General features: G+C 71.4%; 13 protein-coding genes. 7 read left to right on the top strand and 6 right to left on the bottom strand.

Annotation, left to right across the window (positions count from 1 at the left end):
• Positions 1-298 precede the first annotated feature (298 nt).
• Positions 299-736 (top strand): hypothetical protein, encoded by a 438-nt coding sequence (locus PWG71_RS22910; protein ID WP_274812011.1) that lies wholly within the window; start codon positions 299-301, stop codon positions 734-736.
• Positions 737-929: 193 nt separating this feature from the next.
• Positions 930-2,018, top strand: a complete 1,089-nt coding sequence (gene trpD / locus PWG71_RS22905; protein ID WP_274812010.1) for an anthranilate phosphoribosyltransferase — start codon at positions 930-932, stop codon at positions 2,016-2,018.
• 79 nt (positions 2,019-2,097) lie between these two features.
• Here the strand turns inward: trpD and PWG71_RS22900 are convergent, their stop codons facing one another.
• From PWG71_RS22900 to PWG71_RS22890, 3 genes are read right to left on the bottom strand one after another with little or no spacing between them, the layout of a single operon-like run.
• A complete protein-coding gene (locus PWG71_RS22900; RefSeq protein ID WP_274812009.1) occupies positions 2,098-2,373 on the bottom strand; it encodes an Lrp/AsnC family transcriptional regulator in 276 nt (91 codons plus the stop codon).
• A 53-nt stretch (positions 2,374-2,426) separates the two neighbouring features.
• A complete protein-coding gene (locus PWG71_RS22895; RefSeq protein ID WP_274812008.1) occupies positions 2,427-3,191 on the bottom strand; it encodes a rhomboid family intramembrane serine protease in 765 nt (254 codons plus the stop codon).
• Positions 3,169-4,896: a DEDD exonuclease domain-containing protein gene (locus PWG71_RS22890; RefSeq protein WP_274812007.1), complete on the bottom strand. Its 1,728-nt coding sequence runs from the start codon at positions 4,894-4,896 to the stop codon at positions 3,169-3,171. Before PWG71_RS22890 ends, PWG71_RS22895 begins: the two co-directional genes overlap by 23 nt.
• 124 nt (positions 4,897-5,020) lie before the next feature.
• On the opposite strand from PWG71_RS22890, the gene PWG71_RS22885 reads away from it, so the two are divergent.
• The 5 genes from PWG71_RS22885 (at position 5,021) to PWG71_RS22865 (ending at position 10,594) form a co-directional block, all read left to right on the top strand.
• Positions 5,021-5,302 carry a hypothetical protein gene (locus PWG71_RS22885; protein WP_274812006.1) on the top strand — a complete coding sequence of 94 codons (282 nt, stop codon included), beginning with the start codon at positions 5,021-5,023 and terminating at the stop codon, positions 5,300-5,302.
• Positions 5,299-6,669, top strand: coding sequence for an NYN domain-containing protein (locus tag PWG71_RS22880; protein WP_274812005.1), 1,371 nt, complete (start codon positions 5,299-5,301; stop codon positions 6,667-6,669). The genes PWG71_RS22885 and PWG71_RS22880 overlap by 4 nt, the downstream gene beginning before the upstream one ends.
• A 275-nt stretch (positions 6,670-6,944) precedes the next feature.
• On the top strand, positions 6,945-7,946 hold the full coding sequence (locus PWG71_RS22875; RefSeq protein WP_274812004.1) for a C40 family peptidase: 1,002 nt from the start codon (positions 6,945-6,947) through the stop codon (positions 7,944-7,946).
• A 249-nt stretch (positions 7,947-8,195) separates the two neighbouring features.
• On the top strand, positions 8,196-9,227 hold the full coding sequence (locus PWG71_RS22870) for a C40 family peptidase (RefSeq protein ID WP_274812003.1): 1,032 nt from the start codon (positions 8,196-8,198) through the stop codon (positions 9,225-9,227).
• 239 nt (positions 9,228-9,466) lie between these two features.
• Positions 9,467-10,594: a glycosyltransferase family 4 protein gene (locus PWG71_RS22865; RefSeq protein ID WP_274812002.1), complete on the top strand. Its 1,128-nt coding sequence runs from the start codon at positions 9,467-9,469 to the stop codon at positions 10,592-10,594.
• Between the two features lie 21 nt (positions 10,595-10,615).
• On the opposite strand, the gene PWG71_RS22860 is transcribed toward PWG71_RS22865, so the two are convergent.
• The 3 genes from PWG71_RS22860 to PWG71_RS22850 all read right to left on the bottom strand — a co-directional run.
• Positions 10,616-11,893, bottom strand: a complete 1,278-nt coding sequence (locus PWG71_RS22860) for a L,D-transpeptidase (protein ID WP_274812001.1) — start codon at positions 11,891-11,893, stop codon at positions 10,616-10,618.
• Positions 11,894-12,047: 154 nt separating this feature from the next.
• Positions 12,048-12,473, bottom strand: coding sequence for a cytochrome c oxidase subunit 4 (locus PWG71_RS22855; protein ID WP_274812000.1), 426 nt, complete (start codon positions 12,471-12,473; stop codon positions 12,048-12,050).
• Between the two features lie 6 nt (positions 12,474-12,479).
• The coding region (locus tag PWG71_RS22850) for a cbb3-type cytochrome c oxidase subunit I (protein ID WP_274811999.1) at positions 12,480-12,964 on the bottom strand (485 nt) is incomplete at its 5' end.

Genomic DNA, 12,964 nt, shown 5'->3' with positions numbered 1-12,964 from the left:
ATCCCGGACGACCGAGGCGATCCGTACCCCTCCTCGCGGCCCTTGAATCCCCCTCGTCCAACGACGGGGCAACGAAACGATCACCGTTGCACAACGCCCGCCCGGGGGCGGGTTAGCGCGCCCCCCGGAGGTACTGGCATCCTGTGGTGTCGAAGGTCTCAGCCCCGCACCGGCGGGTCCGGAACTCCTGGGCAGCGGGACCACAAGGCAATACAGTCAGAGGCATACAGCCAATGGACGCCTCGGCCGCACCCCCCATGGCGGCGGCCCTGGTCCGAAGCGATGGGACGGTTGCGCGATGGTGGTCAGCGGTACGGACACGGGTGCCCGGATGCGCGTACTGGTCTACAGCGACAAGGCCGACACGCGCGAGCAGGTGCGCCTGGCGATCGGGCGTCGCCCCGCCGCCGACGTGCCCCGGGTGGAGATCGTCGAGTGCGCGACGGCGCCGATGGTGCTGCGCAAACTGGAGACGACCGACCCGGCCGAGCGCATCGACGTCGCGATCTTCGACGGCGAGGCCGCCCCGGTGGGCGGCATGGGCCTGTGCCGTCAGGTCAAGGACGAGATCTTCCAGTGCCCGCCGGTGCTGCTGCTGGTGGGCCGCCGCGACGACGGCTGGCTGGCGACCTGGTCGCAGGCCGAGCAGGTGGTGAGCCACCCGATCGACCCGGTCGCGCTGGCGGGTTCGCTGGCGGAGCTGATGCGCCGCCGGCTCACCGCGCTCAGCGGGTGACCCCATGGGAATCGACAACGGCGAGCGGGACATGCGCCGTCGCCGCGCGGTGGGCGGGGCCCTCAACCACGGCGCCGACACCGGGCGATGGCGTCGCCGCGCCCTGCCCTGATCCCCCGGTGCCCTGATCGGCGGTGCGGTACGACCCGCGCCGCCCCGGCCTCGCCCACGTCATTCATGGAGTCGAAGAATCGTGAACGTCCCCGCCCGTCCCGCGTCCGATGAGGGTTCCGCCGTCACCGAGCGGACCTGGGCCAACCTCATCACCGCCCTGCTCGGCGGTGTCACCCTCAGCGCCCCCGACACCGCGTGGGCGATGAACGAGATCATGTCGGGTTCGGCGACCGACGCCCAGATCGCGGGGTTCGCGATCGCCCTGCGCGCCAAGGGCGAGAGCGTGTCCGAGGTGACCGGTCTGGCCCAGGGCATGCTCGACAACGCGGTCCGTGTCGAGGTGCCCGGCCCGACCCTGGACATCGTCGGTACCGGCGGCGACCGGGCGCACACGGTGAACGTGTCGACGATGGCGGCGATCGTCGCCTCGGCGGCCGGGGCCCGCGTGGTCAAGCACGGCAACCGCGCCGCTTCCTCGTCCTGCGGGACGGCCGACGTGCTGGAGCGACTGGGCGTGGTCCTGGACCTGCCGCCGGAGCTGACCGCGCGCACGGCGGAGGAGGCGGGCATCACCTTCTGCTTCGCCCCCCTGTTCCACCCGTCGCTGCGATTCGCGGCCAAGCCCCGCCGCGAACTGGCGGTGCCGACCGTGTTCAACTTCCTGGGCCCGCTCACCAACCCGGCCCGGCCGACCGCGTCGGCGATCGGCGTGTTCGACGAGCGCATGTGCGAGGTCATCGCCGGGGTGTTCGCCGGGCGGGGCGCGTCGGCGCTGGTGTTCCGGGGCGACGACGGTCTGGACGAGCTGACCACCACGACCACCTCCACGGTGTGGGTGGTGCGCGACGGCGAGGCCCGACGCGAGACGCTGGACCCGGCGGACCTGGGCATCGAGCGGTCGGCCCCGGACGCGCTGCGCGGTGGCGACGTGGAGTTCAACGCCCAGGCGGTGCGCGACCTGGTGGCGGGGCGGCCCGGTCCGGTGCGCGACGCGGTCCTGCTCAACGCGGGCGCGGCGCTGGCCTCCGTGGACGGCATCGAGGGGCCGCTCCTGGACGCCGTGCGCGTCGGGTACGAGCGGGCGGTCGCGGCCATCGACAGCGGTGCCGCCGAGCGGACCCTGGCGGGCTGGGTGGAGATCAGTCAGTCCCTGGCGAAGAAGGTCTGACCCCGCCCGACACGACGGAGGAGGCGGTGCCGGTCGCGGCACCGCCCCCTCCGTCGTGTCGGGGTGTTCGCGCGTTCGGCTACCAGCCGATGGCGAACGCCGACTCCAGATCGTGCTTGGAGTAGGTCTGGAAGGAGATGTGGGTGTCGGACGAGGTCACCCCGGGCACCTTGTTGACCCGCCCGGGGATGACCTCGGCCAGGTCCTCGTGGCGGCGCACCCGCACCATGGCGATGAGGTCGACCCCGCCGGTGACCGAGTAGACCTCGCTCACCCCGTCGATCTCGGCGATGGCCTCGGCGACCTCGGCGATGCGGTGGACGTCGGCCTTGATCATGACGATCGCGGTGATCACTGTGCCTCCAGGGCGGTGTCGGCGCGGGCGGACGGCCCCGGGCGCGCGCACGGCTAGTAGACGTCGGAGAGCCGCGTCCCGGAGCGCCATCGCAGCCGGTAGACCACCCATCCCGCGATCACCCCGGCGACGAATCCGTACACGTGCGCCGCGTAGGCGACGCCGGAGCCCGCACCGGGGGCGTTCGATGTGGTGACGTAGAGAAGATACTGAAGGACGAAGTAGCTGCCCACCAGCGCCCACCCCGGCAGGCGCATGGGGACGACGCCGAACACCAGGGTGGTCACCCGGCTGCGGAACTGCACCACCAGGTAGGCGCCCAGCACCCCGGAGATCGCCCCGGAGGCGCCGACCATGGGGATCTGCCCCTGCGGGTCGCCCAGGGCGAAGCCGTAGGCGGCGGCCAGCCCGGTGACCAGGTACAGCGCCAGGAAGCGCAGCCGGCCGATGCGGTCCTCCACCACGGGGCCGAACACGAACAGGTAGACCATGTTCCCCACCAGGTGGAAGGCACCGGAGTGGACGAACATCGAGGCGAACACCGACAGCCAGACGGATTTGCCTTCGAGGGAGCCGCATTCGGGGACCACCGGCTCGGCCAGGTCCACGTACCCGAACATCTCGGCGGGGACCGCGCCCCACCGCATGAAGTAATCCTGGATCTCGCAGAACCGCTCCACCATGTCGGCCGAGTACCAGACCGCGGTGGCCGCCTGCGGGGACATGAGGTAGGCGAGGACGTTGGCCGCGATCAGCGTGTAGGCGACGACGGGGGCGCGGCGGACGGGGTAGTCGTCATTGAGCGGTAGCGCGGCCATACGCCCAGTGTGTCATCTCCGTGTGCGCCTCGGCGGCGCGCAACGGGCATGTCCACTCCCCCTCGATCTCCACCAACCGCGTGGCGGGATCGTCGAGCCAGGTCAGGATCAGTTCGGTCTCGGCGGGCAGTGCGCTCGGCAGCGGCCCGACCGCCGGTTCGACGGTCTCGGCGGTGGCGACCAGGGCGCGCAGGAACGCGGCGGGTTCCACCCCGGGCTCCAGGACGGCGCCGGCGGCGAGGCGGCCGTGCCGGACCACGCTCGTGTCCCACCCGGTGGGGCCGCGCCGCGTGGCGACGAGATGGGGCACGGCGGCGATGGCCGCCAGGCGCTGAGCCCGGCGGGCGCCGCGCAGGAAGGCCGTGAGGCGGTCGCGCAGGGCGGCGGCCTCCTCGTAACGCAGGTGGGCGGCGAGTTCGGAGATGCGCGCGGTGTGGGCGTCCACGACCACGGCGGGGTCACCGGCCATGGCGGTGCGCGCGGCCTCGGCGTGCGCCAGGTAGTCGGCGAGGGGTTCGGTGCCGTCGCAGGGCGCTCCGCACCGGCCCAGTTGGGCCAGCACACAGGGGACCGTTCCGTCGCCCTCGACGGTGAGCCGGTGCGTGCACTGACGCAGCGGCAGGGCGTGCAGCAGCGCTTCCTTGGCCTGTTCGGCCTCGGACGCCGAACCGTAGGGGCCGATGTAGGGGGCGCCGTCGTCCTTGACCGTGGACACGACCGACAGGCGCGGGTACGTCTCGGTGGTGAGGGTGACCCAGCGGGCCCGTTCGGGGTTGCGCGACCGTCGGTTGTAGGGGGGCTTGCGTTCGGCGATGATGCGCAGTTCGCGGACCGACGCCTCCAGTTCGGTGGCGCACACGATGGGGGTGACGCCCTCGACGACCCCGGCCATCTCCCGGATCCTCTGCCGGTTCTCGGCGGCGGTGAAGTAGGAGGCCACCCGGCGGCGCAGGTTGTTGCTCTTGCCCACGTACAGGTCGCCGCCGCGCGCGTCGGTGAACACGTACACGCCGGGCCGTTCCGGCAGCCCTTCGGCCAGGTGCCGCTTGGCCCGCTGGGCGCGGGTGGGCGGTTTGCTGACGGCGCGCAGCTCCTCCAGGCTGCCCACGCCCAGGGGTGTCAGGCGGTCGATGAGCCCGTTGAGGACGGTGACGGTGGCGCGGGCGTCGTCCAGGGCACGGTGGTTGGGGGTGACGGGCGAGCCGAAGAACGCGGCCAGGGTGCCCAGTCGGTGATTGCGCGTCTGCCCTTGGGGCAGCACCGCGCGGGCGAGGCGGAGGGTGTCCACCACGGGAGGGGCCGGCCACTCCGCGCCGTGGCGTTCGCAGGCCGCCTTGAGGAATCCCACGTCGAAGGGGGCGTTGTGGGCGACCAGGGCGGTATCGGCCTCGGCGGTGAGGAAGGCGATGACCTCCGGCAGTACCTCCTCCATGGGCGGCGCGGTGGCCACCATGGACTGGGTGATGCCGGTGAGCAGGGTGATCTCGGCCGGGATGAGGATCCCCGGGTCGACCAGGGTGGTGAACTCCTCCACGACCTCGCCGTCGCGCACCCGCACCGCCCCGACCTCGGTGATCCTGGAGTTCGTGGCGCTGGTGCCGGTGGTCTCCAGGTCGAGCACGACGAAGGACACGGCGCCCAGCGGGGTGCCGAGATCACCGATGTCGAGTTGCACGCCCTGGGGCGCCGCGGACCGTCGAACCACCCGGTCAGGGTAATCGGCGCCGACGACCGAACGCGGCCGGCCTCCGGTCCGACCCGCCCGACATGGAAAGATGTGGGTGATGGGGCACAAGGCTCTCGTGCCGTACACGACAAGAGGAGGAACCGTGGGGATCGCGATGCCGGGTGACAATGAGCGGTGGCGGTGCACCGGATGCGGCAACCTCACGCGGTTCGACGTGACGCGCACCGTCCGCTCCCAGGACTACCTGCACCTGGACCTGGCCGGCGAGGGTCGGGTGGAGGAGCGCACCACGCTCTCCGAGACGATCGAGCAGGTCAAGTGCCGTTGGTGCGGGGCCGCGGACCGCATCGAGATCATCGCCCGCCCCGACGCCGACCGGTCGGTCTCCGGCACTTCGGCGGAGAGCCCGACGGGTCGGGCATGAGCACCGGCCCGGAGGCCGGCGACTCCGGGGACACCGCGTCGGCGCTCGTCCCCGAGGTGGAGGAGGGGCGGCTGCTCCGTCCCCTGCCCGAGGCCGTGCGCTCCCGGATCGTCGACTACGGCTCCGACGTGCTGGGTGGGATGCGCGCCGCGGAACTTCCGCCGGCGCTGAGACGGGTCGCCAAGTTCGAACCGCGCCGTCGGGCGCGGTTGGCCGGTCCGCAGATCGCCGCGCAACTGGAGAACGACCCGGAGTTCCGAGCCCTGGTGGCCGACCGGGTCGAACAGGTGTGGCCCGAACTCGCCGAGGGTCTGCGTTCGGGCCTGGTACCGCCCGCCGCCGACCCCGTGGCGGTGGCGGCCTGCGCCTATCTCCTGCGTCCGTCGGGTTGGGCGGACATCATCGAGGGCGTCCACCGGGAGTTGGACCGCCAGGTCGGGGCCAAGGAGGCGGACGAGGCCGCCGAGGCGCTCGACGCGGCGCGACGTCGACTGGAGGAGACCCGCGAGGAGCATCGGACCGAACTGGAGCGGTTGCGCTCCCAGATCAAGGAGCAGCGGGCCGAGATCGGCGAGCTGCGCCAGAAGGTGCACACCGAACGGCGCCGGGCCAAGGAGGCGCTGTCCCGGGCCGATCGGATCACCTCGGAGACGGACGAGCGCGCCGCGGTGATCACCGGCCGGCTCGGCGCGTTGGAGTCGGAGAACCGGCGGCTCAAGTCGCGGTTGTCCGCCGCCGAGGCCCAGGTGGAGAACGCCCGACGGGCGGCACGGGCGGGCCGCAACGCCGACGACGCCCGGCTGCGCGTCCTGCTCGACGTGCTGGTGGACGCCTCCCACGGGCTGCGACGCGAACTCGCGCTGCCCGCCTCCGTGGACGATCCCGCCGACCTGGTGGTGGCCGAGACCGACGAGCGCCGACGGGTGTCCCTGGGCGGGCTGCCCGACGACGACCCCGGATTGCTCGAGTACCTGTTGACGGTGCCGCGCGTGCATCTTCTGGTGGACGGCTACAACGTCACCAAGACCGGGTACGGGACGCTGCCGCTGGCCGATCAGCGCACCCGGTTGCTGTCCTCCCTGGAGGGGCTGGCCAGCCGGACCAAGGCGGAGATCACCTGCGTGTTCGACGGGGCGGACGTGGACACGCCGCCCGTGGTGGCGCAGACCCGACGGGTGCGGCTGCTGTTCAGCGCCCCCGGGGAGACCGCGGACGAGCTGATCGTCCGCCTGGTGCGCGCCGAACCCCCGGGGCGACCGATCGCCGTCGTCACCTCCGACCGGGAGATCGTGGGCGCGGTGCGGCGGGCCGGGGCCCGGGCGATCTCCTCGCCCATCTTCCTTCGCAGGTTGGAGTCGCACGGTTGAGGCGGATGCGGCGCCCCGGGCGCCGCATCCGTGTCCGCTCCCCCCTTGAGATCCACGCCATGTGTTCGGCCCCATGGTTGAGCCGAGCCGGGCGGTCCGCTAGGTTCTACCGGGAACGTGAGTGCTCTACCGGATAGAACGCCACCCGTGTCCCCCGGCGGATTCCCGCACACTCACACGGTGCCCGTGTCCCGGATGTGGGCGCCTCTCCCAGTACGTTTCACCCTCCAGCACCCCCGTGCGGATTTCTCACACCCCAAGGAGCGTGGCCCGCCATGAAGAACACCGGTGGTCGGCGTACGGCTCGCCGAATCGCCGCTTCGACCGGAATCGGAGCGGTCGTCGCCGGCTCACTCCTCGTCCCCGGCACCGCCTACGCGGAGCCGACCCGCGAGGAGGTGGAGGAGGAGATCGAGCGCCTCAACGAGGAGGCCTCCACGGCAGTCGAGGAGTACAACCAGGCCAAGGAGGACCACGAGGTCGCCGAGGCCCGGTACGACGAACTCGACGAGGAGGTCGGGGCCGAGCAGGAGAACTACGAGGCTCTCAAGGAGAAGGTCCAGAAGCTCGCCAACGCGACCTACCAGTCCGGCGACATGGACTCGGTGGCCAACCTCCTGACCTCCAACGGTCCCGAGAACCTGTTGGAGCAGACCGCCGACCTCAACTACCTGTCGGACTCGCAGAAGGCGCAGCTCGACGAGTTCGGCGAGTCCGCCGAGCGCCTGTTCTCCCTCAAGGACGAGGCCGAGGAGGCCCTCGAAGAGGCCGAGGACGCCCTGGAGAAGAGCGAAGAGGCCAAGGACGAGGTCGAGGAGAAGATCTCCGAGCAGGAGGAACTGCTCACCCAGTTCCCCGACGCCGACGTCTCCACCGAGGGCGCGAACGACTCCGGCGGCCAGTCCTACACGGGCTCGGCCACCGGGAACGCGGCCCTGGCCCTGGACTTCGCCTACGCCCAGATCGGCAAGCCCTACATCTACGGCGGCACCGGTCCCAACGGCTACGACTGCTCCGGACTGACCCAGGCCGCCTGGCGTCACGGCGGCGTGGACCTGCCCCGGACGACCTACTCCCAGGCCGAGGTGGGCACCCGCATCTACGACATGAACGCCCTCCAGCCGGGCGACATCATGTTCTTCAGCAGCCTGGGCCACAACGGCCTGTACGCGGGCAACGGGCAGATGGTGCACGCCCCGCGCACCGGCCGCAACATCGAGGTGGTCGGTCTGGCCGCCTACTGGGCGGGCCAGTTCCAGTTCGCCGTGCGTCCCTGACACGACGTCGTCCACGAGGCCGTCCCCGATCGCGGGGGGCGGCCTCTCGGCGTATCGAGCCCCCCTTTTTCGGACACCGCCGGCCAATGATGGGTACGTAACGAAAAGGTTGAGAGCGCCCCAAGGGATGCACTAGTGTTCAACGCCGAACGTCTTTCGACCCCTTCATGACGCCGGTCCGGTCCCCCGACGGTCGTACGGAGCCCCTTCTCCGACCGGCGTCCTCCCTTGAGGAAGGTGTTTCCCACCGTGTCCGTATCGCGCCGCGCATCGGTCATCGCAATCCTGGCCTCGGGTGCCTTCCTCCTACCGACCGCGGTCGCCCACGCGGAGCCGACCATCGAGGAGGTCCGTGAGGAGATCGAACGCCTCGAAGAGGAGTTCATCGGACTCAACGCGACCTACAACGAGGCCCAGGAGACCCACGAGGTCGCCGAGGAGAAGCTCCAGGACATCCTGAAGGACCTTGAGGAGGCGCAGGAGCGGGTGGAGGGACTGAGCCGCGGTGTGCGCACCCTGGCCAACCTCACCTACACGGGCACCGACTTCACCTCCCCCACCCAGCTCATCGGAGCGGGCGGGCCCGAGGAGGCGATGGTCCACCAGTCCGACCTGACCTACCTCTCCGACCAGCACGACGCCAACCTCGAAAGGTACCTGGAGGAGCTGGCGGCGCTGGAGACCCTGGAGACCGAGGCCGCCGACACCGAGGAGGAGGCCGCCGAGGCCCTCGAAGAGGCGGAGGAGGCCACCGAGAAGGCCGAGGAGAAGCTCTCCGAGCAGCAGGACCTGCTCGACGAGCTGAGCGCCGAGGAACAGGCCGAGGTCACGGCCAACACCGCCAACACCACCGACACCGGAGGCGGCGGCACCGGGGGCGGTACCGGCGGAGGCGGTGGCGGCACGTACACCGGCCCGGCCTCGGGCAACGCCAAGGCGGCCCTGGACTTCGCCTACGCCCAGATCGGCAAGCCCTACGTGTGGGGCGGCACCGGCCCCAACGGCTACGACTGCTCCGGCCTGACCCAGGCCGCCTGGCGTCAGGCGGGCGTGAACCTGCCGCGCACCACCTACGACCAGGTCAACGCCGGCCAGCGGGTGTCCTGGGAGAACAAGCAGCCCGGCGACCTGTTGTTCTTCTACGGCTCCAGCCCGAGCCACGTGGGTCTGTACGCCGGTGACAACGTCATGGTCCACGCCTCGACGTCGAGCAAGCCCATCGGCACCGTCACCCTCAGCGACTACTACCGCGCGAACTTCGTGACGGCGGTCCGCCCGTAGTCCGTACCGCTCGGGGCCCGCATCCCGTTTCGGCACGCCCTCCCCGTCCTCGAAGGCCCGCGGCGGACGGCGTTCCCCACACCGGGGGAACGGGGAACCGGTCCGGAGAGGGCGCGGCGCCACACGTCGGCGTCGAGGGGACCCTGGTCGCCCTCACCGCACGGAGCCCCGCAACCGATCGGCTGCGGGGCTCCGTCGTGTCCGGGGCGCGCTCGGCACGAGGCGGCTACGCTCGGCCTGTGCCGCGAACCCTGATCATCACCAACGACTTCCCTCCGCGCGCCGGGGGCATCGAGGCCTTCGTCCACGAGGTGGCGCTGCGTCTGCCCGACGTCGTCGTGTACTGCTCCTCGCCCTCCCGGGCGGACGCCGCCGCGGATCCCCGTTTCGATCTGCGCCTGCCCTTCCCCGTGGTGCGCGACGCCGCGCGGGTCCTGCTGCCCACCCCCCGTGTGGCGGCGCGCGCGGAGGCCATCGCCCGGTTGGAGGACCGCGAGGCGGTGCTGTACGGAGCGGCGGCCCCGTTGGGGCTGCTGGCCGGCCGGTTGTCGGGCACGGTGCGCCGTCAGGTGGCGCTGACCCACGGGCACGAGACGGGATGGTCGGCGCTGCCGGGCGCGCGCGAGGCGCTGCGCCGTATCGGCGACACCACCGACACGGTCACCCATCTGGGCGAGTACACCCGACGCCGGTTGGCCCGAGCGCTGTCCCCGGGCGCGGCGGCGCGCATGCGGCGGGTGACGCCGGGGGTGGACGTCACCCGTTTCCGTCCCGGAGCGGGCGGCGGGAAGGTCCGCGACCGCTACGGCCTGGGGGGACGCCCGGTGGTGGTGTGCGTCTCGCGACTGGTGCGCCGCAAGGGCCAGGACACCCTCCTGCGCGCCTGGCCCCGGGTGCTGGCCGACGTGCCCGACGCGGCCCTGCTCATCGTCGGCGACGGTCCCGACGCGGCTCGGCTGCGGTCGGCCGCGGCCGGGCTGGACTCGGTCGTGCTGACCGGGCCGGTCGCCCCGGAGGAGTTGCCCGCCCACTACGACGCCGGTGACGTGTTCGCGATGCCGTGCCGTACCCGGCGTGGCGGCCTGGACGTCGAGGGGTTGGGCATCGTCTACCTGGAGGCCTCCGCCACGGGTCTGCCGGTGGTGGCGGGTGATTCCGGCGGCGCGCCGGACGCGGTGCTGGACGGGGAGACCGGGCACGTCGTCGACGGGACCCTCCCGGGGCCCACCGCCCGGGCGCTCGTCCGCCTCCTGAAGGACCCCGACCGCGCCGCCCGGATGGGCGGACGCGGCCGGGAATGGGTGGAGCGGGAGTGGACCTGGGGCAGGACCTCGGAACGCCTCACGGCCCTTCTCGCGGCCCCCTGAGACCCTTGGGGCTCCCCCGCCTCACAGATCCTCGCCGTGGACGGTGCCGGGAGGGGGCGTCCCGTCGGTCACCTGGGGTCGACCGGTCTCGCTGTGCTCCAGCCATTCCTTCCACGAACGCTGGTAGAAGCCCCAACCGTTGTCCCACTCCAGTTCCCTGGAGGTGCCGGTGGTCTCCAGCACGTCCCCCATCAGCGTGTTGTCGTGGAACCAGCGGGCGTCGGAGACGGACATGTTGGTGCAGCCGTTGGACCGGTTCGCGTGGCCGATGCTCCCGTTCCAGGGTGCGGCGTGGGTGAACTCGCCGCTGTTGGAGGTGCGCACCGCCCAGTCGACGTCGACCCGGTAGTACCCGGGCGAACCCGCGGGGATGCCGACCGTCGCCGAGTCCATCACGAGTCTGGCGTACCTCTCCATGAGGACGTGGACGCCGGAGGTCGTGGTGTTGAAGCGCCGCTCCGCCTTGCCGTTGCTGACGGGGATGGAGCGGATCCGTTCGCCGTCCACCTCCACGTCCATCCGGTGATCGGGGACGTGCATGGTGGCGATGAGCTCGCGGCCGACCTCGAACTCGACGCGCCGGTCGGCGACGCCGAACACCCCGTCCGCGGCCTCGACCCCGGTCAGGCGCAGGTCGACGGCGACCTTCTGGTGGGGCTCCCAGTACTCCTCGGGGCGGAACACCGCGGTGGTCCCGTCGGTCCAGTTCCAGGCGCCCTCGGTGGCCTTCTCCGAGGTCACGTGCATGGAGTTCTCGACCTGCTCGCGATGTTCCACGGGCTCGGCGAAGGTGACGACGATCGGCATGCCCACCCCGACCGTCTGTCCCTCCTGCGGCAGGACGAACGGGTCGGCCATGCGCGCGTCCTCGGCCACCTCGTGGGTGGCGAACGTGGAGACCACCTCGCTGCGCTCGCCGTCGGCGTCCTCCGCGGTGGCGTAGACGGACACCCGGGACCCGGGGGCCAGGTTCCGGTCGCTGACCCAGGAGGACCCGTCCTCGGTGAGGGAGCCGCCCACGGACGCCCGCTCGTCGCCCTCGGCCCCCAGCTCCGCCGACGCCCACTCCCGGGCGCCGACCTGTTCGACGGACACGTCGGTGAGGACGCCTCCGTCGACCGAGACCCGTACGGGCGTGTTGGGCGCGATACCGCCCTCCCCCGGTGTCGGGGTGACGGAGATCCGCGGTCGGGGCGCCGCCGGCGCGCTCTCCTCCGCGGCCGTGCAGGCCGTGGCCAGGAGGACGGCGGCGATGGTGCCGGTGACCAGGCGCCCGGTGAACCGGACTCGTCGGTCCATGACATAACCCCCAGATGTCACTTTAAGTGATCATAAGGTTACAATGGACGTGGGCGGATCACGGTGTTCGCCACTCCGGCGCTTCCCGACACGGAAAAGCCCCGGCGGCGACCCCCTGAGGGGCCGCCGCCGGGGCGGAGGCTCGGTGTTCCGGCTAGTGCTGGAACTCCTTGCGGTAGTACTCGAAGACCCAGCCGATGGAGGTGAGGATGACGGCGAAGCCACCGATGATCACCATCCACCAGCCGATGGCCACGCCCACCGCGGTGAACGCGACGGCCAGGGCCACGAACATCGGCCACCAGCTGTGCGGGCTGAAGAAGCCGTACTCCCCGGCGTTCTCGGCGATCTCACCGTCGAGCCGCTCCTCCGCGGGCAGACCGTGGAAGTGCTCGCTGCGGCGGGCCGCCTGCCAGAGCCAGAAACCGATCATCCAGCCGAAGCCGATCGAGACGACCAGCGCCGTGGTGCCGGTCCACTCGATGGCCCCGGTGTCCTGCCAGGACCAGTAGACGTACAGGGCGGCCGCCAGACCGAAGAAGGTCGAGACGCCCATGAACAGATAGGCCTGCGTCTTCATGCGCCCCTACTCCTTCGTGGCACCGACGGGGACCGCGCCAGGGGCGGCGGCGTGCGGGTGGTTGAGGTCGAACGCCGGACGCTCGGACCGGATCCGCGGCAGCGACGTGAAGTTGTGCCGCGGCGGCGGGCAGGAGGTCGCCCACTCCAACGAGCAGCCGTAACCCCACGGGTCGTCCACACCGACCATGGGCGCGTTCTTCGACGTGATGTACATGTTCCAGAAGAACAGCAGCGTCGAGGCGGCCAGGACGAACGAGGAGATCGAGGAGATCTGGTTCAGCAGCGTGAAGCCGTCACCCGGCAGGTAGTCGGCGTAGCGGCGCGGGAAGCCCATGGCGCCCAGCCAGTGCTGGACCAGGAACGTGCCGTGGAAGCCGAAGAACAGCAGCCAGAAGTGGACCTTGCCGAGCGGCTCGTTGAGCATCTTGCCGGTGAACTTGGGCCACCAGAAGTAGAAGCCCGCGAACATCGCGAACACCACGGTGCCGA

This window comes from Nocardiopsis sp. N85 (assembly GCF_028882275.1).
GTDB classification, from domain to species: Bacteria; Actinomycetota; Actinomycetes; order Streptosporangiales; family Streptosporangiaceae; genus Nocardiopsis; species Nocardiopsis lambiniae.
Note: the sequence above shows the minus strand (reverse complement) of the source record. Positions and strands in the feature narration are given on the sequence as shown.